Below are 25,081 nucleotides of genomic sequence, written 5' to 3'. Positions count from 1 at the left end.
TGAAGAAGCCATGCGCCTAACTATTCTCGGTTCCGGAACCAACGTCCATCCCGTGCGTGCCGCGGCCGGGTATCTGGTGCGTACCGACCAACAGATTCTGCTCGATTTCGGCCCACGCACGTTAATGAACCTGATCAAAACTGGTGTGAACCGGCACAAGATCACGCATCTCTTGTTCTCGCATTTTCACGCCGATCACTTTTCCGACTTCATCACCTTTTTTTTCGATGCAGTGATCTACGCCAAATATGGAGGTGGCTCTCGCCCGGGGATGACGCTGATCGGCCCCAAAGGAACCATTCGACTCTTGCGGTCGATCATGCAGAGCTTCCCCAGCTTCTCTCCGGCGCCGTTCAAAGTCACGTTCAAGGAGGTGTCGGGCAAGCCTTTCTCAATCGGCGACACGCGCATCATCCCCAAACCTGTAGTCCATGTGCCCGATCTCTCCAGCGTCGGCTATCGAATTGAATATCGAGGCAAGGCGGTTGTGTATTCAGGCGACACGCAATACTGCGAGGCGATCGTCTCCCTGTGTCGAGGGGCGGATGTGGTTGTGCTCGATTGCTCCTTCCCTGCCAATCGTCCAGGCCCCGCCCATCTGCATGCGGGCCAATGCGGGCAGATTGCGAAGGAGGCTGGGGTGGGGCAGCTCGTGCTCTCGCATTTTTATCCGATTGCCGATCGCTATGACGTCAAAGCTCAGGCTGGTGAGGAGTACTACGGCAAGATCTGGAAGGGGAAGGATCTGCTCACGATTCGAGTCTAGCTGAGCAGGCCATTGGAAAGTTGGCCGGCTTCATGAAGGTTACGGCTAAGGTTGACGAGGTCTCACTTCTACTCAGCCGTATCCTCGACTTCAGCCTGTTCGCTGCGGTGGGCTATTACAAGCCTTCCTCGCGGGGAGCTCCACCTAGAATCTCAATGAACTTGGTCACACGAGCAATCTTCACGGAGTCGTCGGCCTTGGCGTAGATGGCCAAGAGGTTCTTGAGCATGCGTGACAAAATCGCCCGAACCTGACTTTTTTCGAGATATTTCTCTTCAAACCCGTAGCCCGCCTCGGTGAGGAACCGAGCGCAGTTTTTTTCCGTCAGCAGGGCTCCTCCATTGAAACAGTCGATGAAGATGTTGTACCGGTCGGACTCGTACTTCACCAAGAAATGTCCCGGCATCCCGATGCCGAAGAGCGGAAAGGCAAGCCGTTGTCCGATGAGAAGGTACACAACCGACAGACTGATCGGGATCCCGACTCGTCGGTCCATGACGCAGTTGAGATAGCTGTTCTCCACCTCGTAATAGTTCTTGGTGTTGCCTTTAAATCCTTGCTCTGTGAACAGATAGCGGTTGAGGGCGTTGACGGCCTCTTCCCCGGACGCCCGTTGGCCGATACGGGCTCGAACTTCGGCAGCCATCGTATCCAATTGGTCATGATAGCGAGCCACATCCAGCGCCGGATAGGCGTAGCGCGCGATCAGAAACGCCCCGGTTTCCAGGCTCATCGCATCATCCGGCAACGCAGCCAGCTCCGTCAGCTCGTCCTCCAGCTTGCCTCCTCGGATCTCTTCGAGCACGGAGGCAATGCGGTTGGCCATTTCGGGCTGTTCAATTTCCGCCTCTTGGAGCAGTGGGACGGCTGAAGGGCCGATATCAATCAGTCTTCCGCTGATGGTGCGGACGATACGGTCGTCTTCATCGGAGAGGAGGCGGATGAGGGCACGTATCTGACTTTCCGGGATCATCATGTCACGCTTGTTGTTGCTCACAGACCTGCCGACTGACACCCATACCGTTATCATCCGACGGATTACAGTGTCAGTCAAGGGATCAGGGCATCATGGATGGGATTATCCCATGGCTCGCCGGAACGCCTTGGCTCCGCCATAGAGACAGAGGGCATCGAACACGAGCATGACCAGGATCACCATGCCGACGTGCGGCAAGGCTTCGGTCCAGCCTGACAATATCAATGGGCGTACGGCATCGATCGCCCAGGTCATCGGGTTGAATTGCGCAAGAAAGCTCATCCAGCCCGGCATTGCGGTGAGCGGCACTAACGCGGAGCTCAGGAAAATCATGGGCAGGGATAGAAATCCCAGGACGGAAAAGAAATCGCCGTGACTCTTCACGGAGAAGGCCATGGCCATGGAAATGGCCGTCAAGCCGACGCCGAACATCATGCCGATCAACAGAATGGTTGCGACGCCAAGGATCCCGGTTGCCGGATGGACGCCGAAGAGGTACGACACACCGAGAATGACGAGGACTTGCATGGATGTAATCGCCATGACGAAGATGAAGCGGCTGAGAATGACGGAGGTGCGGTGGATCGGCGTCGACATCAATCGTTCCAGGAATCCGTTTTCCTTATCGAACAGCAGATCAACCCCACCGGCCAAGCCGTTGTTCAGGACCGTCATGATGACGACCCCGGCTGCGAGGAAGCTGATGTAGTTGGGCGCCTGCATGACCTGGGTGTCTGCGGCCCGTTGAAACAGATTGCCGAAGAAGATGAGCCAAAATAACATCGGCTGCACCAGGGTGAACAGCATGCTGAATTTTTCCCGGCTGAGCCGACGGACCCATCGCATGGTCAATGCGCTGATTTCTTGCCAATAGTGCTCCACGTGACTCCTTACTAGCAGGATGCTGAAAAAGGCCGCCAGCTACGTTCTCGCGTCACTCAGAAGCTCAACGTACCGAAGCGTACGCCTCGCCCCTTCGCTCGCTGCGGCCTTGCCGGACAGCCTTTTTGAGCATCCTGACGTTATGTTCGCATTCAAACCGTACAGAACAGTTCAGTCATCTTGTTGGTGTTAAATTTTTCCCACAACCTGCTATCACGCCGACTCGGTCTCGGGGATCGATTCAGTAATGGCCCGGCCTGTATGGGCGATGAACACATCGTCCAAGCGTGGTCGGTTGTATTGAATGAATTCGATACTGCAGCCCAATCGATTGGCTGCGTCGAGAATTGCGGGCAGCGCCTTCTCGGGCGACTCCACCCTGATATCCAAACCCTTGGTCGTCGTCCGGACGGACTTGATCGCCGGGCGGCCGTTCAATTCAGTTTCAAGCGAGGGGATCCGATCCAATTCCTTGAGAGTCAGGGACACGATGTCCCCTCCAAGCGCGATCTTGAGCTCGACCGGAGAGCCGAGTGTTTTGATCTTGCCGCCGTCGATAATCGCGAGCCGATCACACAGTTGATCGGCTTCATCCAGATAGTTCGTCGTCATGACGACCGTCATGCCGCGGGCTTTGAGCATCCGGACATATTCCCAAATGCGGAGACGGCTCTGGACGTCGAGGCCCAAGGTCGGTTCGTCGAGAAACAAAATCTTTGGATTCGGCAACAGGCCACAGGCGATGTCGAGTTTGCGCTTCATGCCGCCGGAATAGGTTTTGGCCGGTCTGTCGGCGTGGTCTTCCAAGTCCACTAATTTCAGGAGTTCGTTGATCCGTTTGGTGGCCTCGTCTGTTGTCAAATGATAAAGCGCACCGAGGAGCTGCAGGTGTTCACGCCCGGTCAGAAACCGATCGATCGCCCGTTCTTGCGGGACATATCCGATGAGGGTCCGGACCGTGTCCGCATCCCGCACCGTGTCGTGCCCCATGACGGTGGCCGTTCCCGAAGTGGGGTGCAACAGCGTGATCAGGGTGCGCAGAGTCGTGCTCTTTCCCGCGCCGTTCGGTCCCAGCAAGCCGAAAATCTCTCCGGCGTAGACCGAGAACGAGAGGTCATCGACAGCTTTATGGCTGTCATAGGTTTTACAGAGACGGTTGACGTTGATAGCGATCGTACGATCCATTTAGTCCCAACCTTTTATGCCTTGATGTTCGTGCAACATGAATTGAACGAGATCGTTACAAGCGATGAGAGCGCCGATGTAGCCCCTCGGTCTCCTGCAGGAATTGTTTTTCCAGCGAGGGGGAGGCCGAATAGCCTTTACAGAGATGGTTGACGTTGAGAGCCATCGTGCGATCCCTTTAGTCCCAACCCGTTAGGCCTTGATGTTCGTGCAACATGAATTGAACGAGATCGTTCAACCGACGAGCACGCTGGTGCAGTCCTTCGGCTTCCAGCAGGAATTGTTTTTCCAACGGTGTACAGTCCAAGTAGGTTGAGAGGGTATTCACCAATACTTCATCACTCACTTCTTCGCGAAAGAATCCTTGCCAAGCCGCACTATCTTCTCGCTGTTGCAGATATCGCCCGAGCAGGTCGATCAGCGCCTTCCGCACATCCTTGGTCAGGCCTTCTTCGGTGCGCATGGGCGTCACTCGTATCGTGGCTTCGCGATAGGGTTTGTCGAAGTGCTCTTTGGTCAGCTCGCACCGTTCGAGTCCTTGCAGCAAGATGTTGGAGCGACCATCCGGCAATGGCTGTACGCTGACAATTCTTCCGATACAGAGCGCGGGGAAGATGGCCGGATTTCCATAGTAGTCCGGTTCCCATCCCTCCTTCAGGAGCGCCATGGCGATACATTGGCCGCCGACCGTGACATCGGCCACCATCTGGCGATACCGAGGCTCAAAAATGTGGAGCGGGAGATAGGTTTTCGGGAAGAAGACCACATTCGGTAACGGAAACACGGGAAGCCGGTCGGGAATCGGAAATGGTTCAATCGCTTTGGACGAACTTCGGCCCGACGGCCCTCTCTCATGATCAGTCTGCATGGGCCACGATAGCTGACGCTTGTGAAAATTGTCAACGCCGGCTGTCGGCCACGGACGCAGAATGAAATGCGAAACACCGCTCTCAGAGGGCCGATTGGTTCGCAGGCTCAACGCGTGCTATAACCGAAGCGGTTGGAGGCTCTCATCACAGGGGGGCTAGTCATTGTGGATCATAAGGCGAGGTAGGGTGTGATCGACTATTGGCGGATTGTGGTGATCAGTATCTGGCTGAGCGCGGGTGCTTCGCTTGCACTCGCTGCAAGTCCTGCATCTGCCCCATTCCAACCAGCGACGGCTGGCTACCAGTACATCTTCCCGAGAGACCACGGCTCGCATCCCACCTATCGGACTGAATGGTGGTACTACACGGGCCATCTCCATGCCAAAGATGGCCGGTCATTCGGTTTTGAATTGACGTTCTTTCGACGGGGTATCCCTCCCGAGGACGTGACCCCGCTTCCGTCCAAATGGTCGGTGAAGGATCTCTATCTAGCCCATTTTGCGGTGACGGACATTGATGGAAAGCGATTCCATTTCTCAGAGAAGCTCAGCCGCGAGGGCCTTGGGAAGGCGGGAGCCGATGAGTCACAACTCCGTGTCTGGATCGATGATTGGCGAGCTGAGGCGGCGACCGATGTGTCCGGCGTACAGACGTTGGTCGCGCGAGATGGGACGCACGCGCTATCCCTCAGCCTGCAGCCGGCCAAGCCGCTGGTCACACACGGTGCAGCTGGTATCAGTCGAAAAGGAAAGGAGGTCGGCCAAGCCTCGCACTACTACTCGTTCACGAGGCTCATCACGAAGGGGACAGTGACGATCGACGGAGAATCCTTCGACGTCAACGGCATCAGCTGGATGGACCATGAATTCGGGTCAGGCGACCTCGGGGCCGATCAAGTCGGCTGGGATTGGTTCAGCATTCAGTTAGAGGACAACAGCGAGCTGATGCTGTATCGCATGCGATTGAAAGATGGATCATCCGATCTAGCATCAAGCGGCACAGTTGTCTCACCGGATGGACGGAGTCACCATTTGGAAGTGACGGACTTTCAGATCGAATCGGCCGGCACTTGGACCAGCTATGAGAGCAAGGCGACGTATCCGGCTACATGGCGGCTAAAATTCCCATCGCTCGGCATTGTGCTGGACGTCGTCCCGCTGCTCGCCGACCAGGAGTTGCGCACGTCGCGCAGCAGCCGCGTCTCCTATTGGGAAGGGGCCGTTGCAGTCACAGGCACGAAGCAGGGTAGGCCGATAAAAGGACAAGGCTACGTGGAGCTGACCGGGTACGCGGAGCGATTGAAGATGTAGTGGGAAGGTGGGGCAATCATTTTATGCAACCATCACGTATGCATGATCGAAAACTGGCGCTGTTATGCCTATCATGATACAGTCATAATCATGATATATGATGGAATTGAAGGAGACTCGTCATGCCTATCATCAAGCCTATCTCAGATCTTCGGAACAAGACCAATCATCTCTCAGAACTTGTCCATAAGAGCCATGAGCCTGTGTTTATTACCAAAAACGGAGAAGGTGATATGGTGCTGATGTCGCTTGCGAAGTATGGAGAGATGGAACGAGCATTGGAACTTTATGGGAAACTAGCCGTCGCCGAGGCGCAGGCAACAGCCGGCAACAAAGGACGATCACTAGATCGAGTGATGGCTGACTTGAGAAGACGGATCCGTGCCTTCAAGTAAATATCGCGTTCACCTGCTCAGCATTGCCGAACAGGATTTGACGGAGCTGATCTCCTATCTGGCCGCTGAGAATCCAAGCGCCGCTGCTGAAACGCTCGAACGCATTGAATCTCGTTTACAGAGCCTCGCAATCCATCCATTCACTGGCCGTGTTCCTCGCGATCCTCACTTGATTGCCCTGGGCTATCGAGTGCTGGTGATTGACAACTATCTGATCTTTTACAAAGTAAAGGGGACGACTCTCCTGGTGTATCGGATACTCCACGGTGCACGTGACATCTATCATCTCCTTTACGAATAGAGATGTGGCGCGGATCAGCAAGAAAAGAAGAGTGCTGGCGGTAGGTCACACGACGTTCTCGGAGATCACGAATCAAGTATAGGGGGCAGACGCGCCGAGTTATGAATGGCATATGTGAGGGTCAGGTGAACCAGGCGCGCCCAGTCCCTCGTGTATTTCAGCAGCATTAGGTTGCCCGGGTCATTTCGCCAGCCTGCGTATTCGTAGTGCCGCCTTCACGCCCTTCTTAGCCGGATGTCGTACGGCATGGCGCAGCAGCCACTTCCGTTCCTTCGTGGCATCCTCTAACCATCGTTCGCACAGCTCAAAGGCGAGACGGGGATGGTCCTTGGCAATATCGCCGACATGATTGGCCACACTTCGTCGGACATAGAGATCCGAATCGTCTTTGAGTGCCTCCAGAATAGGTAGGACAGGACGGGGGTCTTTCATAAAGGCAGGGATTCGGATGGCCCAAGGCAAACGCGGGCGCGTCCCTTCCGAACAGAGCCGTCGCACATGGGGATCAGGATCATCGGTCCATTTCATCAATTGCGCCAAGGTGCGCTCCGGCCATGTGATCAGAAACGGACGAATGGAAAATTCCGCACTGAACCGCCGCGTCAGTTCGTACTGGGCTACCATCGAGATTTCAAACGGATCTTGCCCACCGTTGTGAGCGGGGTCTAGCCCATACGTCGCGACAAAACTCACATGTGGGAGGTAGAAGAACACGCCGAGTCCAAGATCTTCCGTATCTGTCTGCGGTGGAGTCAGTGATCGGACTAGGATGTGAACGGCGTCGTTGTAGCATTCGGGAAGGTGCTCACGGAGCGCTCGTGCCAAATGATGTCCTCGTTGAAGAATACTGAGCGGCTTCAAGCCATTGCGCGCCGTACGTTGGAATGCCGTTCCGTCAAAAGCCGGATAGACGAGACTGATATTGTGCGCCAGACAGTCGATGGCCTCCCGATCGAGCAAGTCGGCCAGAGACATCCCTTTCTGAATCGAATGTGGTGCGGAGGGAAGGCGTGGCTTCTGTGTCGTGGGGCGTTTTGCTGGCATGCGGAGAGGTATGTCTGCTCCTCACAAAGAAGTCAACCGGATTGCCGGGCAGTAGGTTGGGTCCCATATCTGACGACGGTCCTTGGTCAGTTCGAAACGAAATTAATATGCATGACAGACCGCAAGCACAAGTTCTATGTAGGGTATAGGGAGTCTGATTCGTTCGTATTGACACACTCGAAAGTTTTACCTTTAGAAAGATATTCTCGTTGATAGGCTATGACAGCAGCAGCGAAATCTCGATTTCCTGCTTTGCACTGTGTGATGTAGTACCACCAAAATCCTTCTATATTGACTATCTTCTTAAGTTGTTCGGATTTCATGGAAAAGAGCCTATCCTCATCAAGTGTTCTCGCTCTAGGCTTTTCTCGGGCCAAGTGACTCTGAGCATTGGCCAGACAATCACGTGATAGTCGAATGCAATCTTTTGCGGCGACATCCCTTACTACACCTCGGGGTAACTGTACTTTTGATTCAGGATAGGTAATATCGACATACATGGAAGGTTCACGTCCGCATGTGAGGTGGGTCATCAGCTCAATGACGGGCAGTAGAGCTTCACCACTATCAGGTTCCGATAGGAGTATGGGGAGAAATGCAGCAGCGATCTTTTGATGATGGTCTTCAATCGCTCGCCGTAGTTTTGAGGTTACTGCAGAGTCTGTAAGATTTCGGCCTTGCCCATCGAACGCCAGCCAGGCCTTACCAGTCTCCTCGATTGATGCAACCGCCAAGAAATATGCTCTTGCGATATGGCCTCTCTCATATAACAGGGATGCCTCTTCGATGAGTTCTGCAGCATTATTGAGAGAAGCGAGGCTGTATTCTTGGAGCAGGTCAACAGTGAATCTGAACTTGCCATCGGTCATGGCTTGATGAGCCGGGTGATTACGCCGCGTGGAGAAGGAACTCCACTTTCACGGAATCGAACGGGAAAATCACTCGACCATCCTTGCTACGGTCGAGCACTCCGGCGTTCAAGAGCGCTGTCACGTCTGTATGTACAGCCTTCACATCGCGACCCACGCGGCGTGCCGCTTCGCGAATCGACAGAGGGCCGGCTCCACACATGGTCTTGAGTAATTGCCAGCGCTTCGCGGTCAACAATTTCCAGAGAAGTTCCGGTGCTGCAAAACTGATGCGCGCAGCCTTCTCTCCCTTTCCGGTTTTCCACACCCGGGTAAAATCAGCCAGTGCTTCCTTGGGGGAGCGAACGTCAAGAATGACGGTTTTCATGATTCCACCTCTTCATGTCTCGTTCAAAGTCGGCGAGGAGCTTCTCCGGCGTTTGAAAGATGTACGCTTGCTCCTCCGTACCGAAATGTCTGTGGTCACCTTTTCCTGCTTCATTGTCGTAGCGTACGACGCATACACCCTCGACCACGTATGCCAGTCTATACTTGTATGAGTGGGTCGAACCAACTACAGGATTTGGTACCTTCCATATGGCCAGCTCCGCGAATGCCGTTTCCGCGTACGCTATACGCGTCCGCAGGAGCGCGACTGCTTTCATGAGGAACGGTACCAGTGATTATTGACTGTTGTCAATGAAGACAACATGACTCATACAAGTGATGTAATAGTGAATACTGAGCATATGGGGGGGTGGGCTCATAGCACAGTTTTAAAACGGCTCAAGTCATTTGAAGGCTGCCAACACAATAACCTTCTGTTTTGATATTATGCGGGACGCATGCTGAGTACGATGCAATCGATGTGACGAATGTGTAGCAGGCGAGGAGATATCATGACCATTGCTCCGATCAAAACAGCACGGGATTATGACCGAGTGCTGCGACGCATCGAGCGATTGATGGATGCCAAGCCAGGCACGAAGGCTGGTGATGAGTTGGACGTCCTTACGACGCTTGTTGAGGTGTATGAAGCGAAACACCATGCGATCTATGCTCCCGACCCGATTGAGGCGATTAAGTTTCGGATAGATCAACTCGGCATGACGCGGAAAGATTTAGAGACGCTGTTGGGTGGGCGTGGGCGTGTGTCGGAAATCTTGACGAAGAAGCGAACTCTTTCTCTTGAGATGATTCGTCGCCTCCATCGCAAGTTGCATATCCCCCTGGGAAGCCTCATCGGCACCGCTGCCTAGCATCACTTCAACTCACCAACGTTAGCGTCTAGCTTCTCCTGCTTGACTCCCATTCGATCGTTATGGTTAGGTCCCGCCACCACGATGAAGATACTTCGTACAGTCCTTAACCTCAGCCTATTCTCGCTCATACTCTTCACGCTGGCCTGTCAGAAGGAGAGCGAATCGGTCGTCTCAATCGCCTTGCATCCCAAGAATGCCGATATCCTCTACGTCGCCACGAACGACGCGGTCTACAAATCACGCGATGGGGGAGGAACTTGGGAGAAGTTCCCAAGTTTTAGCGCGCGTCGGGTGACGACGCTGGCGATTGATCCGCTCCTGCCGGCGGCGATTTATGCCGGCACGATGGGGGATGCGGTCTACAAGAGCCCGGATGGAGGCCAACATTGGCTGCCGCACAATGTCGGACTGAAAGAGCATGTCTCGTTCATCAATCAGTTCGTCTTTCATCCGGCGGCCAGTGAGCAAGTCTATGCGGCCACGACGGTCGGGGCCTTTTATACGAAAGACGCGGGGCGTGAATGGGTCGAGCGTATGAACGGGATGAAGGAAGTCCACATTGTGACGTCGATTGCCATCAATCCTAAAGAGCCGGCGGTGCTCTATGGCGGGACGACCGGTGGGGTCTATCGATCTGATGATGGGGCGGGGACATGGAAGAAAATCAATAATGGATTGATTCCCGAGACGGAACTGATGGCGGCTATGGCTCTCGGGGTCAATGCTCTCGAGATCGATCGGACGAATCCTGACGTCGTCTATGCAGGTACGACGAAAGGTCTCTTTCGCACGGGGAACAAAGGGGAGCAGTGGGAGCGTATCGGCCAATCCATCTCCGATCCCTATATCAGCAGCCTGGTCCTCCATCCGAAAGAACCAGCCCAGTTGTATATCGGCGGCCCGGCCGGGATTTGGAAGACTTCCGATGGGGGAAAGACCTGGCAAGCCATGAACCACGGGCTCGCGACGTTGAATATTCGAGCCCTGGCGATGGATCCCCAAAACGTTCACACCCTCTACGCCGGCACCAACGGCAGTGGCCTCTACCGTTCAACCGATGCCGGCACGACCTGGACGGCTGTCCCGCTCAAAGCCGCGCCGACTCGGAATCCGTGACTTGTATTGGGCTCTCGCCTACGAACGACGCTTTACGAGATACGATTTACGGGTCGCTTAATATCCAGTCTTAGCCCCAGCGCTTCCGCCTTGGTACCGACTGCTGTATGAGATCATCCGATCCGAAAGCGCCTTCCACTCATCAGCCGTCATGAGGTTCTTCATCTTGAATCGCAGGCTGAGGACGCTGGCCGAACTCTGCATTCGTTGAATGTTCGCCTCGTTGATGATTTTGGAAAACTCCGATGCCTCTGCGTCATAGCTGGCGTTCAAGGTGTAGAGTTGTCGGTGGTAGGCCCGCTCCCGTTCACGGCTTTCCTTGAGTTCCTTGATGATTTCTCCGGCGAGCATATTCACTTGCTTCGCCTTCTCGGGGTCCTGGACGGTCCGATTGATCAGACCCTCCATATCCTGTTGCCCCTTTTGCCAGTAGGCATCGCTGTTACCGCCACCCATCATGCCGTGGTGATGGTGGTGCGACGAACATCCGACCAAGGTTACCAGGGCCAGTGCACCGAAAAACCCAGATACTGTTCGATTCATGCTGTCCTCCCTTGAGAGTTGTTCCGTACCCTTGTCCTACCGTATCATCTCTGAACCTAGTATGGCAGAATCGCGTCCCCCTGTCTCAGATCCGGCTCAGGTGCTGAAGGAGGAATTCCGCCGGCATCTGGAGATGTTCTATGCCAGACTCAATCTGGCGCCCCCGTACGAGAGCGTGGAAAAAGCCGTTCGTACCTTAACGACCATCGTGCACGGACTTCCTCTGAACGAACAAGTCAAAATTGTAGCCGATCCTGCGTTGCACTGGCAGCAGTTCCGCAACGCGTTCGAAGCGTCGGGGCTGGCGAAGAAACATCGTGGGATCATTACCGGTCTGGTTCGTGATCGCAGCGCCGTGAACTTGCCGGTCGAGTACGATCACTTTTTGAACTTCTTCCGCGGGTGATGGGGCCTGATTGAGCTCGTTCAGGAACCCTTAGGCGATGTGATGGCTGCATGCAGTTCGTCGTATACTTGCATGAGACGACTATCTTCCAGGCGGTAGGACAGGGTGACCGTCACGATTCCAAACAACGCGACCATGCCGGCAAGTCCTGTAATGCCGATGCCCAAAAATGCTCCGCCAAGCGTCGTGAATCCGCCTTCTAGGGCGTATTGCACCACAAAGGTCAGCGATCCCAACAAGACAACGGCGAACCAGATCGCGGTGATGAGGGCTGATGACCAGGGAATTCGTTTGACGCAGTGCGTCACCAGCGCCTCGTCATGGGGAGATACGTGAATCAAGCCTTTGACTGGCCAAGCGGTCCTGAACTTTCTGGAGAAGAGGCGGTATTGTGGACGGATGGCGATCTGCGACAGATCGGAGTACCACCAAGCCACTCCATGCGGCAGCATTAAGACTCCATCAGGACCAAAACGATCGCGGATGCTCTCCACGGTTGAGCCAGACCACTGGTCGGGTCGAGAGGCCACACGACAGCCATACCGTACGGCATCCGGAGTGAGGCGGATAAAATAGACCCAATCTCCGACCAGCAGTCCGAGAAAGAGGGCACCGGCAAAGAGACCTGCGAGGAGCATGGGTGTAGCTATCACACAGAGAAGAGCGACGAATCAAGGCGGGTAGGATGGGTATGCGCTGATGGGGAACGAGTCGATTCACATAAGAACTCCCGCTCCGGCATGCGAAAAGCTTGTTGACTCACGCGGAGGAGTTTGGCTACAGTACGCCGGGCAATGTTTCCGGCGGGCTGTGGACTACCTGATTTTCCCGCCTCAATATTGATTTCCCCCGCGTCATCATGACGGTGTCTTCCTCTGCAAGGTTGCAGTGCGCAGAGACCGGATCGTACGGATTGGTGGAGGCAAACATGGATCCCGACAAGATTGAGCGTGTGTACACCTCCTATGCGGGGTTTTACGACAGAGTATTTGGAAAAGTGTTTCATGAAGGCCGTGAATCGGCCATTCGAAATTTGAATGTCCAGCCGAATGAACAGATTCTCGAAGTCGGTGTCGGGACGGGATTAGCCCTTCCCATGTACCCTCGGCATTGTCGCATCGTCGGTATCGATGTATCCGAAGGGATGTTGGCCAGGGCAAAGGAGAAGGCAGCGGCTCATCAGCTTGATCACGTCGAGCTGCACCGCATGGACGCCGGCGCGATGCAGTTCCATGATGACAGTTTCGATACGGTCGTTGCGGCTTATGTCGTGACGGCGGTGCCGGACTATCGAAAGGTCGTCAACGAGATGATTCGGGTGTGCCGTCCTGGTGGACGGATCATCATGCTGAATCATTTCAGCAACGGTAACAAGGTGATTGCCGCTGTGGAAAAAGCACTGTCTCCCATCACGAAACACTTGGGCTGGCGTACGGACTTGTCCCTCAATACCGTGTTGGAAGGCACGTCGCTCCACATCGCCAGGAATCAGCGGGTGAATCCCTTGCGACTCTGGGCCTTGGTGGAATGCATCAACGGCAAGGGGCAGCAGATGAATGGGAACGGTACCGCACAGGCAGCTTCAGGCTATGCGAGAGGGAACGGCACCGCTGCCTATTCCAACGGAAACGGGCACTATTCCCCTGAGCACGCCCACTAAATAGTGGTCGACGTTCTCTACCGTTCACGCCGTGACCGGTGTTCCCGAACCAACCAGCGCTCCCATTCTCGGCCTGGGATGATCGTCGTGCCGACCAGGCAGTTGCCTGAAAAGCATTGAGTGATCCGGTCCGCGAGGATCTCCAGGATTCGACTCAGCCTTCTGTCTTGAACACCAAAGACTCTCAGCATCAGCCCGAAACCCGGCCCTTCCGGCGGGCTATAGGCCATCGCCTGGACCAGATTGTCCTTATCCATCGGAACACTATCGGCCGGTTTCAGGCTCCCTTCCCATTGCACCGCCGGATGAATCGCATCAGACCGTTCCGCATGGCGCCACGTGCAGGGCAGGCCGGCCTGATCCAATTCGTCCAATAGCCACTGAATGGTGGGACCGCCGGTCTCGAGCCCTTGGAAGGTCCATCGGGCGAGTTCGGCGGATTGTTGAGCCGTGACAACCGGCAACGTTAGTTCTTCCAGGTGAGCTTCGTCGCAGACCACATAGAGCTCGCCCTGTGGGTCGAACCAGAAGCGCAGTTTTCCCGCATTGAGTTCGGTCTGAATGACGCTGAGCGAGGAACAGTCGATTCCATCCTGTTCAAAAACCGAAAAGTCCGTGACGCCGGTCATTGTCAGCTTGGCGACTCGAGCAAGACTGCGAATCTCATAATGAATAGTCACGGCAATTGTGGTGCCGGCTGGAACATGACGCGTCGACCCTTCATCGAAGAGGCGACGTTTCAAGATCTGGACTTCCGTCACGTAACCGGCACGAAACCCGCCCGTATGGCCGATCAGCCAGCGAAGGTCTTCTGCATGTTTGATGGTGCGGTTCACAGGGCAATTGTAGCGCAGGCCAGGATGTAGGGCTAGGCTGGCGCGCGCATCCAACAGGAGAGGACGGGGGGAGGGAGTCTCGGACGCAGCCTCGACCTCAACTCACAGGATCCGTACCGGATCATTCCGACCTGGCTGCACCATGACGCGGCAATCGCTGCCTCATTCCTCCCTTGGTTCACCATGAGGAACAACCCCTGTCGTTGGAGGTTGGCCACGACTTGCGAGAACAGGAGATGCGGAGCAAAGAGAGAAAGCGGTAGTCGCCAAGCCAGGACTGGAGCCGGTGTCACGAAGGGGTACCATGCTGTGATGATATTGGCAGGGGCGCAATAGTGGCGATAGTCCTGGACGTGGAACACCGTGTTCGGGAGGTCTTGGATGTAGCCCTTCGCGTAGTCGTGGCGACTATAGCCATTGATATACATCCGATGACCTTCGACCTCGACGCCGATGAGCGTGGTCGGTTGAAAGAAGGTGTGCAAGACAGGGGCATACCAAAAGTTACTCGATCCGATATCCTGTACGGTACCACCGGCTGGACGGGGCAATCTGAGCGTCGACCACCCTTGATCGAGCAGGTCCAGGTAGTCGTATTGGCGCAGTGCCGTCATCTGGTTCGCGCGTTGCTCGAACCGTACGCGAAATCGGCGTTGAAGTGATGTGACCCGCTCATACTGCACTCCGCTCAGATCACGGAGTTCCTGTGCGGGCCGTTCCCGATAGATTCCACGTGACCAGGCGACTCGTTCTCCAAGGTGGTACCAGAAGGCGTGATAGCCGGAGCGGACTTTCTCCTGAAACGAACAAGGCGGAGGGGCGTTTGTTCCCTGGCGGGTCGGAGGCGCGGAGCGTGTGGACTGTTCCATGTCAGTTGCGGGAATAACCATGACATGTACTTGTCGGTCGATTGGGCCTAAGCCTAAAGGTAGAAATAACGAACGTGGGAGGCTTGATCGACAGATCCGGTGAGGTACTGTTCGTATCGCCCAGGTCAGTGGGGGAGGGAGAACAAACGATTACCTCGTGGAAGGGCTGAAACACGGTCGTCCAGACGGAACTGCGTTGACCGGCAGGACTTCAGTCGGCAGGTCAGACTACGTTTTATCCAAGCTCGTGGTCGGAGACTGGCTGAATCCAATCGTCAACCCGTCCATTCGATCTGGGGGGAGGGTGACTTGCTTCTCATCTACTGACATCAGCGAGCGCTGTTCGCGAAGCCGCTGCGTAACCGACAGCAAGTCGTTGCAGGCAAACTCGATTCCGAGGAGTCGGTTCCCTTCGCCGGGATGAAATCGCAGCAATGGCGCCTTGCCGAATGAATGGACTGAGTCTGCGCTCAAGTCCGGCCGATCCAGCAGTCGTTTCCAACCGGCGAGGTTGGTCGAGACCTCAAGATCAATTCCTGCAACACCGGTGATTCCATAGGCTCCATGCCGGCGCGTCTCTCGCCAGGTGGCCCGTAACTCGTTGATTCGTGCTTGATGCGGATTGCTGTGGTTGTCGCAGATAAAGACCAAGGAGCTACCCAACAGCATGGAAAATGTCATGGAGCCAACTTCCGTCCCAGCCATCCAGGTGCGGAGGCTCGACAGCGCTCGACCGACTCGAGTATTGCCTCCCCCTGGTCGACCGAGCCAAAACGCAGCGTTCGGCTGCCCGTCCAAGAGGTTGCGCAAAGCGGTGAGGGTGGACTGCATCACAAGAGGCGATTCGTAGTGGAGTGTCAGCGGCGGTGCGTGCGGTACTTTCCGCGACCGTAACCCTTCAACCATCTTTAAGGTCGGTTCCCAGGGTGCAAAGCCAAGGCCGTAGAGCCATGTCCCGGGGAGTCCAAGGCCAGTGAACCGACCGACTTCGATCGTCATGTTGCCTGTGTACAGTCCACCTGACACGAGCAGCCCACAGTCGGCGAGCGGCCAGGCAACGGGTAGGCCAAACTCATGACGAAATCGCGCAAACACCCGCTCCACATCCTGCGTATGGATCAGGATGCGATCAATCCCACGAATCAGCGGGTCCATAAGGGTCATATGGGTCAGTTACTCTACGAGAGAAGGAGAAGAAAGGGAAGCTGTGCTCTTTATGCGACAGAGAGGAGTCCAATCAATCTATCTCTTTCGCAGGATGGGTATCTGTATGGATGATGAGGCCATCGTATCTCAACTGTGCGATGAGCCTATTTCTAGATCTTGACGTGAGTCCGATCGCTGTGCCAGTAAATGGCTCATGCGTGCCGTGTGTCTTCAACATGTTCCCTTTGAAGGTCCTGGCGCCTTTGCGAAGGCGCTTGCCACGCGCGGGGTGAGCCTCGACTCGTATCTCGTACCTAAAGATGGACTCCCTCAAGATGCAGGTGATCTCCTGATCGTCATGGGTGGGCCGATGTCGGTCAACGATCCCGATCCATGGATTGCGGAAGAGACCGCCTTTATCCGATCTGTACTTCAGGCAAACAAGCCGGTCATCGGCGTCTGTCTCGGGAGTCAATTCATGGCTAGAGCGCTTGGCGCCACGGTGCGATCGGGCAAGGCGCTCGAAATCGGCATGACCCAGATACGTTTGACCGATGAGGGGAGAAAGGACCAAGTTTTTGACGCAGGCTCTGACCCCTTTGATGTGTTCGAATGGCATGGAGAGATCTTTGAATTGCCGGAAGCGTGTGTGCCATTGGCTGGATCGGACATCGCTCCGCTACAAGCATTTCGGTACGGTGAGCGAGCCTATGGGCTGCTCTTCCATCTCGAGATGGAAGAAAGTGGAATCGATTCTCTATGCCGCGAGTGTGCATCGGATGTGACGAAAGCGGGGCTCACCGCGCAACAGGTCAAGACCACCGCCTTGCAGCAGCTACCGCGACTCCATCACTTGGCTGATCGGTTGATTGGCCATCTACTGGCTCGTACACATTGATTGCGGCTGCGGCTCTGAAGTACTCTACACAACCTTACAGTAAGCTCTCAGCAATCAGCTCTCAGTATTCAGGTCTGGGACAGTTGCTGTTGACTGATCGATATTCATGAAAGGAGCTGGATCGACCATGGGTGGTTTTCCGATCGAAGTTGCGACACGTATCAAGACATTGCCGCCGTATCTCTTTGCGGCCATCGATAAGATGAAGCAAGAGGCGATTGCCCGCGGGGTCAATATTATCAACCTCGGGATCGGCGATCCCGACTTGCCGACGCCGATGCCCATCATTGAGAGCCTGGCGAAGGCTGCCAAAGATCCCAGGCATCATCAATATCCTTCGTATGAGGGCATGCTCTCGTTTAGAAAGGCCGTTGCCGAGTGGTACAAGCGCCGCTTCAATGTCACGTTGGATCCAGCTAATGAAGTCCTGACCCTGATCGGTTCGAAGGAAGGCATCGGCCACATCCACCTCGCCTTTGTCGATCCTGGAGATATCGTGCTGGTGCCTAGCCCAGGGTATCCGGTCTATCCGGTCGGGACGAGTTTTTGTGGTGGCCAGTCGCACATCATGCCGCTGACGAAAGCCAACGGCTTCCTGCCCGATCTCACGGCGATTCCAAAGGACGTGGCGAAGAAGGCGAAGCTGATGTGGCTGAATTCACCGAACAACCCAACCTCCGTCATCATGACGAAGGACTATTTCAAGCGGGTCGTGGACTTTGCGCAGGAACATCAGGTGATTGTGTGTCACGATGCAGCCTATTCCGAGATCTACTATGACGGCCAACGGCCGACGAGTTTTATGGAGGTCGATGGCGCCAAGGATGTCGGCGTGGAGTTCCACTCCCTCTCGAAGACCTATAACATGACTGGATGGCGCCTCGGCTTTGTGGTGGGCAACAAGGATGTTCTGGCCGGACTTGGCAAGGTGAAGAGTAATTTGGATTCTGGTTGTTTTGAGGCTGTTCAAGCGGCTGGGATCACGGCACTCGGGCTGGACGATGCCGTGACGGACGACCTGAGAAAGACGTATCAGGAACGTCGAGACACGTTGGTCCCTGGTCTGAAGCAACTGGGCCTGGAGGTGGATCCTCCTCCTGCTGCGTTCTATGTCTGGGTGACGGTACCCAAAGGGTATACCTCTACCTCTTTTACGGCGCATCTATTGGAAAAGGCAGGGATTGTCACGACTCCTGGCAACGGCTTCGGTGCACCGGGCGAAGGCTATGTCCGCATGACAGTCTGCACTACCAAGGAGCGGTTAGCGGAAGCCGTCGAGCGGATCAAAAAGGTGGGATTCTGAATGGTGAACAGTGAAAGGTAAAAGGTAAGGAGTGAAATGTGAGAGAGAAGAAATCTCGTTACCACCTTTCACGTTTCACTTCTCACTATTAACCGGCTGCTATGGAGACTGTTTTCATCGGATTCGGATCGAATGTCGGAGATCGGGTAGACTATTGCGATCGTGCCGTAACGCTGCTCAGCCTCCTTCCCCATTCTCGGCTCCAGGGCGTGTCGCTGCTCTACGAAACCGAACCAGTTCGTGACCGGACTGATCCGGGTGCGGGATGGTTTCTCAACGGGGTGGTGCAGCTGGAAACAGACATTGCCCCACATAGCCTCGTCGCGATGCTCCAAGAAATTGAACGGGCACTTGGGCGTGATGACGATCAGCGGTCTGGTCCTCGCACCATGGACCTGGATATCCTCTTCTACGGAGCTCGGCGGATCGATGAACCGGGACTGACCGTTCCGCATCCTCGACTGCATCAACGACGGTTTGTTCTCATGCCTTTGAACGAACTCGATCCGCTCTGGGTCCATCCGACGTTCAAGCAATCGGTGGATCAGTTGCTGGCCGACACCAAAGATCAATCCCAAGTGAATTTGCTCTTTCCGCAACCTTCTACAAAATATGGTTCTCGACCGGCCTGCCGTGCGCAGCCTGAGTCATGAAGATCATTCGTTCACCGGCAGCTATGACCGCTTGGAGTGAGCGATTGAGGCGCGAAGGCGTCACGATCGGGTTTGTCCCGACGATGGGTGCGCTGCACGAGGGGCATCGATCGCTGATTCGTGAAGCCCGGTTACAGTGTGATGCGCTCGTGGTGAGTATCTTCGTGAATCCGACCCAATTCGGTCCTCGGGAGGATCTGACCAAGTATCCCCGTCCTCTTTCGCACGATCGAGCGATCTGTCGACAGGAAGGCGTCGATGTCTGTTTCGAGCCGACTGCGGAGGCTATGTATCCGGAGGGGTTTCAAACGACTGTGACGGTCCCAGCCGTTGCACGGCGGTGGGAGGGTGAGGTCCGCCCACATCACTTCGCCGGGGTGGCGACCGTGGTGACCAAACTCTTTGGCATGGTCCGCCCACATCGGGCACTGTTTGGGCAGAAGGACTTTCAGCAATCGGTGTTGGTTCAACAGCTGGTGAAGGATCTCAATCTCGGTGTTGATATTGTGGTCCGTCCGACCGTGCGTGAGCAGGATGGGTTGGCCATGAGCTCACGCAACGTCTATCTTTCTCCGGATGAGCGAGGGCGAGCGGTGGTGCTGTACAAGGGCCTCCAAACCGGTGCCAAAATGATCAGGACAGGGGAGACAGATGCAAGAATTATCCGGTCGGCGATGGCGCAGGTGATTAAGGGAGAACCAGCTATGGCGATTGACTACCTGGCAGTCTGCGATCTGACCACTCTCGAATCACTCCCAACCATTACAGGGAAGGCGGTGTTGCTCGGGGCCGCCCGTATCGGATCTGTTCGACTCATCGATAATATTGTGGTCTCTGCCAAACAGGCGCGGCGCAACTTTTGAGCAAGTTGTTTCTCGCTCGGAGGTCACTTTTCCCCCAGTCCGTATCGAGCACCAAGGGCATAGTACTACGGTGATTCTTCATGCTCAGAGCTTGAGCGTGAGCCACCCCATCACTCTGCTGCCGAGCACGTCGGCTAACGGATGCTCTCGGTGACGATTGTTCAAGGCATTGAAGACCGAGATCGCCACCTCGACGTGGTCGCGCCAGAATCGGTAACCACAACGCAGGTTGAGTAGTGTGTAGTGATGTACTCTGCTAGTGGGGACAGCACTAGCGGGAATCAGACCGAGGCCGGCGAAGGTCTGAAAACTCGGATCCACCGGATAAATCGTTGATCCCACATGGTGAAGCGCTACTTCGGCATTGAGGCCGTTGGCCCAATTGCCTTGCAGCCCTGCGTTGATTTTGATACGCGGGGCCCCACGTCGCCCCCGAGGTTCGAGAGCCGTTTGATCGATTACCTCCTGATAGCCAAAGTTGGCAAACCCGCGCAACCAGCCAGTGGCCAGTACCTCGATACCGGTTTCGCCCCCGTAGATATCCGCCTGGCCCTGATTTAAATAGAGGCCGGTGCCGTTGGGGTCAACTCGCGTTGGCGCGATGAGATCAGACAGACGATTGTAAAACACATCCGCCCGGAGCCGTACTCGATGGGCGAAATACCATCCCTGATAGCCCGCCTCATAGGACACGATCTGCTCAGGCCCCAGATTCTTGTTGCCAAACAATGTCGCCGTATTGCTGACGCCAAACAGGGTAATCGTCGTTGGAATTTCTTGGAAGGTCTCCACAAGGGTGGGACTGCGGTAGGCGACAGACCCGGAAAGCCGGAAAGTGTGATTTGGGATCGGCGAATAGATCAGGGCGACGCGCGGGCTGTAGGTGGGGTTCAGCTGATTGTGCAAGTCCATACGAATCCCTGCATCCAGCGTCAGATTTGCGGTGAAGCGCCAGTCATCCTGCAGGTAAAGGCCAAACCGGTCCTCGTGGCCGTTTTCCATAAGTTGGGTTCCAGAAATCGTATTGCGTCTATAATTTCCTCCGACGATCAGCCGGTGAGTGGGGTTGAGTTCGATGGTATATTGCGATTCAGCATTGTAGGTCTGTCCTTTGTAAAGCATGCCACGGGAGCGGCCGAATTTGTCGGTGATGGCAATAAGTCCTGTTAGCGGTGCCACTGGTTCGCTGTCCGTCGTGGTCTCATCTCCTTGCCAATTGAATCGCAAAAAGAAATTGGGCCGCTCGTACAGGATCTCGCTGTACGCATAGGTAGATGGTGTATTGAGATAGAGAAAATCAGCTGATGCAAAGTCGAACCGGTTTGTATCGACGATCCCACCGGCAAGCTTGAGAAAAGAGTCATCGGTCATGGCATAGGTGGTTTGCCCATTGAATCGGTGGGAGCGAGACCCGAGCGCGGCTCGATCCCTCCACTGCTGCTGTTGGTCGCGCCCGATCGAAATCCGATAATCAAATTTTCCGACGGCCCCAGCCTGCACTCCCGCACTTCGAAGAGTCCCGAATTCCCCATATCCAGTCTGGATGGTAGTGCCAGCCATATCAGCGCCTGATTTCGTGATAATATTCACCACTCCGTCAAACGCGTTGAATCCGTAGATGGCCGAAGCCGGGCCCTTCAGCACTTCGACACGCTTGATCTCTGGAAGGGTAATGGGCAATTCTGTCCAAGGGGCAAGGCCTTGGCGATCAATATAAATGGATCGACCATCGACCAGCACGAGAAGCTTATTCGCCCGTTGCTGATTGTCGCCTCGCACGCTCACATTGAACTCTCCCGCCGTCATTTGCATGACTTCCATGCCCGGCACCCACCGCAACAGTGTCGGAATATCGGTGGCCCCTGACAAGCGGATGTCCTCCTCTGTGATAACGAAGAGATTGGAGGGCGACTGAGAAATCGGCTGTTCCCGTCGAATGGCCGTTACCACAGTCTCCTCACGCATATAGAGCGCTTCTTCTTGCAAGGCCGCATCCGCTAAGGACGACGTACGAGGAATTGGTGGAGAGTCCGATGCCCGGCAAAGGCCACTCCAAATAAGAAGAGATACGAGAATCGTAGCCAACACCAGTGAAACCGTGCAGTGGTGACCAAACATTTCAGAAAGTCCGCTCGCCCAGATGATTGGGTGGCCATTATATCGACGAGCAGATATGGTCTGGAATAGTCAAAATGAACTGAAAATCCATTGCTTCAGAAAAGATTGGTCTTCATCGAGGGAAGAATCAAGGCGTGATGCACGTTACTCCCCACAGCTGACTATAGGGGCGCTGAGTCACCCTCTGATTCCACGACGGGATCAGATTGAGCGGCAAAGCGGTCCATTGTTGGGGCTCTCACAAAAGAGTGGACTGATATAGCGACGAGTCAACACGCGAGTATCTCGTAGTATGGCTGAAGGAGTTAAAGCAGCGCCAGCAACATTATCTGATGATCTTTAGAAGCGGGTGGTGTGGAAGGAGTGACATTGGGCTACTTTAGGAGAAGAGATTTGAGTGCAGGCTCTGTCCTACCAGCAGGCTGAGGATCACTTGGCTGAGGCGGTTCTTATCGTCCGTCACCATCTCCATGAATCGAATGCCCATCGATTCTGGCCGGGATGAGCAGACCACGGCTGTCCCGATCTTAATCGGTTCCTCGTCGGAGGCCGGTTTGATCACCAGCTCAACCAATGTACCCTGCGGGAGGGTTTTTGTAGTTTCGAGGGTACAGCCACCCATGGAAATATCCGTTACCCGATTGTCAATCCGGACGGCGTTGTCCGCTACTAGATTGGCACGAAGCGACACCGGGAGGCGTTCATATTGACGGCGATCGGTGGGGGAGGTGGCAGGCTTGATCTGATTTCTGAAGACGCGAAAGCGTGTCGTGCACAGCTGGCATCGGAATGGAAAGTATTTCAAGCGAGTGAGGACCCGCCCTATGGCACCTTCGTCGGGGATCACTCGAACGAAGGGTGTACCGCAACTCGGACAGTGTAGATCTTTCATGAACTCCGAGGAACACCGGCGGCAGCTGCATGATCACATGGCTGCTCCGCCAACGCGTGCTCCTGCTGTGCCTCCAGAATTGAGCCGATATCAGCGGGCGAGTAGGTAGGGGGCTTCACCCATTTCCCATCCGCCCGCTTGTATCCACCGACTTTACTCAGATTCGACCGATGCACTTCCTGGAAAATCGGTTCCATGTCAATTCCATATGAAACAGCGGTGCCGTAGGTCACATAGAGCAGGTCCGCCATTTCTTTCGCAACGGCAGTCAAATCTCCGGTCGCCATGGCCTCTTTCAATTCGTCGAATTCTTCCTGAATCAGTCGGACTCGAAGGCGCTTCGTGTCCTCATTCATATCCGTCGGGGCGGTCTGTATCAAAATCTCAAATTTGTTGTGAAAGGCTTCCACCATGGCTTGTTCGCTGGTCATTGTGCTCCTTCATTCCATCTCTAGCGGTAACGTTTTCCGTGGCACCATCTCCGTCGGTTCAAGGACGGGAATCTCGCGATCGGAGGAGATACCCAACTCTTTAAATCTGCGTGCTGCCGGGAGAATGCGCGTCTCCAAGGAGCCAATGGCACGATTGTAAGACGAGACGCTTTTCCCGAGTGATTGGCCGACATCGTTCATATGCCCGGCTAAGACCGCCATTCGTTCGTACAGCTCCTTCCCCAGGCGACCTGCTTCTTCAGCATGGGCGGTCATTCGTTCTTGTCGCCAGCCGTAGGCAACCGCACGGAGCAAGGCAATGAGGGTCGAGGGGGTAGCCAAGACGATCCCATTGGCGAATCCTTCTTCAATCAGTCTGGGGTTCTGATCCAACGCGGCGCCGAGAAATTGTTCGCCGGGCAGGAAGAGCACGACGAATTCAGGGGTGCGGTCAAACTGTGTCCAATAGGCCTTCAACGACAATTCATCCATGCGGCTCTTGACCTGGGCGGCGTGGCGGCGCAAGGCGTCGGCCTGTTGCGCCTCATTTTGCGCCTCATGGGCGTCGAGATAGGCTGAAAGAACTGCTTTTGCATCAACGATGATTTGCCGTCCTCCCGGCAGCTGGACCACCATGTCCGGACGGAGGCGCCCCTCGTCGCCGGTGACGGAGAGTTGTTCCACAAAATCGCAATGGTCCACCATGCCGGCGAGTTCGGCGACACGCTTCAATGTGAGCTCACCCCACTGGCCTCGGATCGCCGGAGCCCGCAAGGCCTTGACCAAGTTGCCCGTCTCTTGTTGCAACCGGTGCTGGGAGTCAGCCAGTGATTTCAGGTGCTGATCCAATCCACCGTAAGCCGATTGGCGAGATTGTTCAAGCAGCCGCAGCTCTTCATTGTAGCGGTGAAGAGAATCCTGCAGGGGGCGAACCAAGCCATCAATGGCCTGTTGTCGTTGAGCAAGATCGCCCTCGGCTTTGACATGCAGGCTTTCGAAGGACACGGCGGCGAGTTTCAAGAACGCTTCGTTGTTTTGCTTCAACGCCTCACCGGACAGTGCTTGAAATGATCCGATGAGTTCATGACGTGTATGGTCGATCAGGGCTTTCTGTTCCTCCAGCTGTCGCGCGGCGTCTTCCATTCTGGTTTCAGCGGCGACCCGAGCCTGTTGAACTGCTGCCAACTCGTTACGGAGCGAGCCGGTCACTGTTCGTTCTTGGTCCACCTGTTTTCGTAGCTCGTCCGCGGTCGCTTCAGCACGTTGCGCGTGAGGTCGTAGGCGACTCGTGACCCATAGTCCTACCAACACACCGCCAAGCAACAGCCCAGCCACAAACCCTACCAGGCTACTCGGCGCCAGACTGATTAGAAATTGATCCATATCTCACATGCCAATTTGTCCATAAGACTGAGCCGCTACATATAGCGTATTCAATAGAGAATCGTTCGAAGATTACGCAAGGTATTGGGAAAGGTCAAGGCGCAGACGGCTCGGGATCAATTAGCC

The 25,081-nt window shown here is 55.2% G+C and carries 29 protein-coding genes; 12 read left to right on the top strand and 17 right to left on the bottom strand.

Translation table 11 applies throughout. The annotated features are described in order from the left end of the window. Positions 1 to 10: 10 nt before the first annotated feature. Positions 11 to 766 (top strand): MBL fold metallo-hydrolase, encoded by a 756-nt coding sequence (locus ACMTNU_RS07860; RefSeq protein WP_413934682.1) that lies wholly within the window; start codon positions 11 to 13, stop codon positions 764 to 766. Positions 767 to 881: 115 nt separating this feature from the next. Here ACMTNU_RS07860 and ACMTNU_RS07855 read toward each other — a convergent pair whose 3' ends face one another. The 4 genes from ACMTNU_RS07855 to ACMTNU_RS07840 all read right to left on the bottom strand — a co-directional run bounded on the left by ACMTNU_RS07855 (position 882) and on the right by ACMTNU_RS07840 (position 4,677). Further along, complete coding sequence (locus ACMTNU_RS07855; protein WP_413934681.1) at positions 882 to 1,742, bottom strand: SirB1 family protein; 861 nt, start codon at positions 1,740 to 1,742, stop codon at positions 882 to 884. A 102-nt stretch (positions 1,743 to 1,844) separates the two neighbouring features. After that, positions 1,845 to 2,624 (bottom strand): ABC transporter permease, encoded by a 780-nt coding sequence (locus ACMTNU_RS07850; protein ID WP_413934680.1) that lies wholly within the window; start codon positions 2,622 to 2,624, stop codon positions 1,845 to 1,847. 213 nt (positions 2,625 to 2,837) lie between these two features. Beyond that, positions 2,838 to 3,809 (bottom strand): ATP-binding cassette domain-containing protein, encoded by a 972-nt coding sequence (locus ACMTNU_RS07845; protein ID WP_413934679.1) that lies wholly within the window; start codon positions 3,807 to 3,809, stop codon positions 2,838 to 2,840. A gap of 178 nt (positions 3,810 to 3,987) precedes the next feature. Beyond that, positions 3,988 to 4,677, bottom strand: a complete 690-nt coding sequence (locus tag ACMTNU_RS07840) for an LON peptidase substrate-binding domain-containing protein (RefSeq protein WP_413934678.1) — start codon at positions 4,675 to 4,677, stop codon at positions 3,988 to 3,990. A 189-nt stretch (positions 4,678 to 4,866) separates the two neighbouring features. Here ACMTNU_RS07840 and ACMTNU_RS07835 point away from each other — a divergent pair, with 189 nt between their 5' ends. The 3 genes from ACMTNU_RS07835 to ACMTNU_RS07825 all read left to right on the top strand — a co-directional run bounded on the left by ACMTNU_RS07835 (position 4,867) and on the right by ACMTNU_RS07825 (position 6,684). Further along, positions 4,867 to 5,988, top strand: coding sequence for a lipocalin-like domain-containing protein (locus ACMTNU_RS07835; RefSeq protein WP_413934677.1), 1,122 nt, complete (start codon positions 4,867 to 4,869; stop codon positions 5,986 to 5,988). Positions 5,989 to 6,110: 122 nt separating this feature from the next. Continuing rightward, entirely contained in the window at positions 6,111 to 6,383 is a 273-nt protein-coding gene (locus ACMTNU_RS07830; RefSeq protein ID WP_413934676.1) for a type II toxin-antitoxin system Phd/YefM family antitoxin, read from the top strand. After that, positions 6,370 to 6,684 (top strand): type II toxin-antitoxin system RelE/ParE family toxin, encoded by a 315-nt coding sequence (locus tag ACMTNU_RS07825; protein WP_413934675.1) that lies wholly within the window; start codon positions 6,370 to 6,372, stop codon positions 6,682 to 6,684. Before ACMTNU_RS07830 ends, ACMTNU_RS07825 begins: the two co-directional genes overlap by 14 nt. Before the next feature lie 180 nt (positions 6,685 to 6,864). Here ACMTNU_RS07825 and ACMTNU_RS07820 read toward each other — a convergent pair whose 3' ends face one another. The 4 genes from ACMTNU_RS07820 to ACMTNU_RS07805 form a co-directional block, all read right to left on the bottom strand. Beyond that, positions 6,865 to 7,728 (bottom strand): DNA alkylation repair protein, encoded by an 864-nt coding sequence (locus ACMTNU_RS07820; protein WP_413934674.1) that lies wholly within the window; start codon positions 7,726 to 7,728, stop codon positions 6,865 to 6,867. Positions 7,729 to 7,862: 134 nt separating this feature from the next. After that, a complete protein-coding gene (locus ACMTNU_RS07815; protein WP_413934673.1) occupies positions 7,863 to 8,597 on the bottom strand; it encodes an AbiV family abortive infection protein in 735 nt (244 codons plus the stop codon). Between the two features lie 19 nt (positions 8,598 to 8,616). After that, positions 8,617 to 8,964: a DNA-binding protein gene (locus ACMTNU_RS07810; protein WP_413934672.1), complete on the bottom strand. Its 348-nt coding sequence runs from the start codon at positions 8,962 to 8,964 to the stop codon at positions 8,617 to 8,619. After that, positions 8,945 to 9,241, bottom strand: a complete 297-nt coding sequence (locus tag ACMTNU_RS07805) for a DUF6516 family protein (protein WP_413934671.1) — start codon at positions 9,239 to 9,241, stop codon at positions 8,945 to 8,947. Before ACMTNU_RS07805 ends, ACMTNU_RS07810 begins: the two co-directional genes overlap by 20 nt. A gap of 234 nt (positions 9,242 to 9,475) precedes the next feature. Between ACMTNU_RS07805 and ACMTNU_RS07800 the strand changes: the two genes are divergently transcribed. Both ACMTNU_RS07800 and ACMTNU_RS07795 read left to right on the top strand, forming a co-directional pair. Continuing rightward, a complete protein-coding gene (locus tag ACMTNU_RS07800) occupies positions 9,476 to 9,835 on the top strand; it encodes a helix-turn-helix domain-containing protein (protein ID WP_413934670.1) in 360 nt (119 codons plus the stop codon). 84 nt (positions 9,836 to 9,919) lie between these two features. Then, positions 9,920 to 10,954, top strand: a complete 1,035-nt coding sequence (locus tag ACMTNU_RS07795) for a WD40/YVTN/BNR-like repeat-containing protein (RefSeq protein WP_413934669.1) — start codon at positions 9,920 to 9,922, stop codon at positions 10,952 to 10,954. Between the two features lie 57 nt (positions 10,955 to 11,011). Here ACMTNU_RS07795 and ACMTNU_RS07790 read toward each other — a convergent pair whose 3' ends face one another. Further along, positions 11,012 to 11,497 (bottom strand): hypothetical protein, encoded by a 486-nt coding sequence (locus ACMTNU_RS07790; RefSeq protein ID WP_413934668.1) that lies wholly within the window; start codon positions 11,495 to 11,497, stop codon positions 11,012 to 11,014. Positions 11,498 to 11,558: 61 nt separating this feature from the next. Here ACMTNU_RS07790 and ACMTNU_RS07785 point away from each other — a divergent pair, with 61 nt between their 5' ends. After that, positions 11,559 to 11,903 (top strand): hypothetical protein, encoded by a 345-nt coding sequence (locus ACMTNU_RS07785; protein WP_413934667.1) that lies wholly within the window; start codon positions 11,559 to 11,561, stop codon positions 11,901 to 11,903. 20 nt (positions 11,904 to 11,923) lie between these two features. On the opposite strand, the gene ACMTNU_RS07780 is transcribed toward ACMTNU_RS07785, so the two are convergent. After that, positions 11,924 to 12,541 carry a hypothetical protein gene (locus ACMTNU_RS07780; protein ID WP_413934666.1) on the bottom strand — a complete coding sequence of 206 codons (618 nt, stop codon included), beginning with the start codon at positions 12,539 to 12,541 and terminating at the stop codon, positions 11,924 to 11,926. 290 nt (positions 12,542 to 12,831) lie between these two features. Here ACMTNU_RS07780 and ACMTNU_RS07775 point away from each other — a divergent pair, with 290 nt between their 5' ends. Next, on the top strand, positions 12,832 to 13,563 hold the full coding sequence (locus tag ACMTNU_RS07775) for a class I SAM-dependent methyltransferase (RefSeq protein WP_413934665.1): 732 nt from the start codon (positions 12,832 to 12,834) through the stop codon (positions 13,561 to 13,563). A gap of 17 nt (positions 13,564 to 13,580) precedes the next feature. Here ACMTNU_RS07775 and ACMTNU_RS07770 read toward each other — a convergent pair whose 3' ends face one another. The 3 genes from ACMTNU_RS07770 to ACMTNU_RS07760 all read right to left on the bottom strand — a co-directional run bounded on the left by ACMTNU_RS07770 (position 13,581) and on the right by ACMTNU_RS07760 (position 16,432). Further along, entirely contained in the window at positions 13,581 to 14,399 is an 819-nt protein-coding gene (locus ACMTNU_RS07770) for a hypothetical protein (RefSeq protein ID WP_413934664.1), read from the bottom strand. A 32-nt stretch (positions 14,400 to 14,431) separates the two neighbouring features. Further along, complete coding sequence (locus tag ACMTNU_RS07765; RefSeq protein WP_413934663.1) at positions 14,432 to 15,289, bottom strand: hypothetical protein; 858 nt, start codon at positions 15,287 to 15,289, stop codon at positions 14,432 to 14,434. Positions 15,290 to 15,496: 207 nt separating this feature from the next. Beyond that, positions 15,497 to 16,432, bottom strand: coding sequence for a hypothetical protein (locus ACMTNU_RS07760; RefSeq protein WP_413934662.1), 936 nt, complete (start codon positions 16,430 to 16,432; stop codon positions 15,497 to 15,499). A gap of 196 nt (positions 16,433 to 16,628) precedes the next feature. On the opposite strand from ACMTNU_RS07760, the gene ACMTNU_RS07755 reads away from it, so the two are divergent. The 4 genes from ACMTNU_RS07755 (at position 16,629) to panC (ending at position 20,131) form a co-directional block, all read left to right on the top strand. Next, the gene (locus ACMTNU_RS07755) at positions 16,629 to 17,312 is read left to right on the top strand and encodes a type 1 glutamine amidotransferase (RefSeq protein WP_413934661.1); all 684 of its coding nucleotides are present in this window, start codon (positions 16,629 to 16,631) and stop codon (positions 17,310 to 17,312) included. 127 nt (positions 17,313 to 17,439) lie between these two features. Then, entirely contained in the window at positions 17,440 to 18,615 is a 1,176-nt protein-coding gene (locus tag ACMTNU_RS07750; RefSeq protein WP_413934660.1) for an LL-diaminopimelate aminotransferase, read from the top strand. 101 nt (positions 18,616 to 18,716) lie between these two features. Further along, a complete protein-coding gene (gene folK, locus ACMTNU_RS07745; protein ID WP_413934659.1) occupies positions 18,717 to 19,268 on the top strand; it encodes a 2-amino-4-hydroxy-6-hydroxymethyldihydropteridine diphosphokinase in 552 nt (183 codons plus the stop codon). Further along, positions 19,265 to 20,131, top strand: a complete 867-nt coding sequence (panC, locus tag ACMTNU_RS07740; protein ID WP_413934658.1) for a pantoate--beta-alanine ligase — start codon at positions 19,265 to 19,267, stop codon at positions 20,129 to 20,131. The genes folK and panC overlap by 4 nt, the downstream gene beginning before the upstream one ends. Positions 20,132 to 20,215: 84 nt before the next feature. On the opposite strand, the gene ACMTNU_RS07735 is transcribed toward panC, so the two are convergent. The 4 genes from ACMTNU_RS07735 to rmuC form a co-directional block, all read right to left on the bottom strand. Beyond that, positions 20,216 to 22,096, bottom strand: coding sequence for a TonB-dependent receptor plug domain-containing protein (locus tag ACMTNU_RS07735; protein WP_413934657.1), 1,881 nt, complete (start codon positions 22,094 to 22,096; stop codon positions 20,216 to 20,218). A gap of 532 nt (positions 22,097 to 22,628) precedes the next feature. Next, positions 22,629 to 23,141 (bottom strand): PilZ domain-containing protein, encoded by a 513-nt coding sequence (locus tag ACMTNU_RS07730; RefSeq protein WP_413934656.1) that lies wholly within the window; start codon positions 23,139 to 23,141, stop codon positions 22,629 to 22,631. Next, positions 23,138 to 23,572, bottom strand: coding sequence for a MazG nucleotide pyrophosphohydrolase domain-containing protein (locus ACMTNU_RS07725; protein ID WP_413934655.1), 435 nt, complete (start codon positions 23,570 to 23,572; stop codon positions 23,138 to 23,140). Before ACMTNU_RS07725 ends, ACMTNU_RS07730 begins: the two co-directional genes overlap by 4 nt. 9 nt (positions 23,573 to 23,581) lie before the next feature. Then, complete coding sequence (gene rmuC, locus ACMTNU_RS07720) at positions 23,582 to 24,955, bottom strand: DNA recombination protein RmuC (RefSeq protein ID WP_413934654.1); 1,374 nt, start codon at positions 24,953 to 24,955, stop codon at positions 23,582 to 23,584. Between the last annotated feature and the right edge of the window lie 126 nt (positions 24,956 to 25,081).

The organism is Nitrospira sp. BLG_1 (genome assembly GCF_047338595.1).
Lineage (GTDB): Bacteria > Nitrospirota > Nitrospiria > Nitrospirales > Nitrospiraceae > Nitrospira_D.
The sequence above is the reverse complement of the archived record's forward strand: the minus strand, read 5'-3'. Positions and strand labels throughout refer to the sequence as shown.

Coding starts and splice junctions, on each gene's coding strand:
- ACMTNU_RS07860 (WP_413934682.1), top strand. CDS start 11: ATGCGCCTAACTATTCTCGGTTCCGGAACCAACGTCCATCCCGTGCGT.
- ACMTNU_RS07855 (WP_413934681.1), bottom strand. CDS start 1,742: ATGATGATCCCGGAAAGTCAGATACGTGCCCTCATCCGCCTCCTCTCC.
- ACMTNU_RS07845 (WP_413934679.1), bottom strand. CDS start 3,809: ATGGATCGTACGATCGCTATCAACGTCAACCGTCTCTGTAAAACCTAT.
- ACMTNU_RS07840 (WP_413934678.1), bottom strand. CDS start 4,677: ATGCAGACTGATCATGAGAGAGGGCCGTCGGGCCGAAGTTCGTCCAAA.
- ACMTNU_RS07830 (WP_413934676.1), top strand. CDS start 6,111: ATGCCTATCATCAAGCCTATCTCAGATCTTCGGAACAAGACCAATCAT.
- ACMTNU_RS07820 (WP_413934674.1), bottom strand. CDS start 7,728: ATGCCAGCAAAACGCCCCACGACACAGAAGCCACGCCTTCCCTCCGCA.
- ACMTNU_RS07815 (WP_413934673.1), bottom strand. CDS start 8,597: ATGACCGATGGCAAGTTCAGATTCACTGTTGACCTGCTCCAAGAATAC.
- ACMTNU_RS07810 (WP_413934672.1), bottom strand. CDS start 8,964: ATGAAAACCGTCATTCTTGACGTTCGCTCCCCCAAGGAAGCACTGGCT.
- ACMTNU_RS07805 (WP_413934671.1), bottom strand. CDS start 9,241: ATGAAAGCAGTCGCGCTCCTGCGGACGCGTATAGCGTACGCGGAAACG.
- ACMTNU_RS07800 (WP_413934670.1), top strand. CDS start 9,476: ATGACCATTGCTCCGATCAAAACAGCACGGGATTATGACCGAGTGCTG.
- ACMTNU_RS07795 (WP_413934669.1), top strand. CDS start 9,920: ATGAAGATACTTCGTACAGTCCTTAACCTCAGCCTATTCTCGCTCATA.
- ACMTNU_RS07790 (WP_413934668.1), bottom strand. CDS start 11,497: ATGAATCGAACAGTATCTGGGTTTTTCGGTGCACTGGCCCTGGTAACC.
- ACMTNU_RS07785 (WP_413934667.1), top strand. CDS start 11,559: ATGGCAGAATCGCGTCCCCCTGTCTCAGATCCGGCTCAGGTGCTGAAG.
- ACMTNU_RS07780 (WP_413934666.1), bottom strand. CDS start 12,541: ATGCTCCTCGCAGGTCTCTTTGCCGGTGCCCTCTTTCTCGGACTGCTG.
- ACMTNU_RS07775 (WP_413934665.1), top strand. CDS start 12,832: ATGGATCCCGACAAGATTGAGCGTGTGTACACCTCCTATGCGGGGTTT.
- ACMTNU_RS07765 (WP_413934663.1), bottom strand. CDS start 15,289: ATGGTTATTCCCGCAACTGACATGGAACAGTCCACACGCTCCGCGCCT.
- ACMTNU_RS07760 (WP_413934662.1), bottom strand. CDS start 16,432: ATGACCCTTATGGACCCGCTGATTCGTGGGATTGATCGCATCCTGATC.
- ACMTNU_RS07755 (WP_413934661.1), top strand. CDS start 16,629: ATGCGTGCCGTGTGTCTTCAACATGTTCCCTTTGAAGGTCCTGGCGCC.
- ACMTNU_RS07750 (WP_413934660.1), top strand. CDS start 17,440: ATGGGTGGTTTTCCGATCGAAGTTGCGACACGTATCAAGACATTGCCG.
- folK (WP_413934659.1), top strand. CDS start 18,717: ATGGAGACTGTTTTCATCGGATTCGGATCGAATGTCGGAGATCGGGTA.
- panC (WP_413934658.1), top strand. CDS start 19,265: ATGAAGATCATTCGTTCACCGGCAGCTATGACCGCTTGGAGTGAGCGA.
- ACMTNU_RS07735 (WP_413934657.1), bottom strand. CDS start 22,096: ATGCGTGAGGAGACTGTGGTAACGGCCATTCGACGGGAACAGCCGATT.
- ACMTNU_RS07730 (WP_413934656.1), bottom strand. CDS start 23,141: ATGAAAGATCTACACTGTCCGAGTTGCGGTACACCCTTCGTTCGAGTG.
- ACMTNU_RS07725 (WP_413934655.1), bottom strand. CDS start 23,572: ATGACCAGCGAACAAGCCATGGTGGAAGCCTTTCACAACAAATTTGAG.
- rmuC (WP_413934654.1), bottom strand. CDS start 24,955: ATGGATCAATTTCTAATCAGTCTGGCGCCGAGTAGCCTGGTAGGGTTT.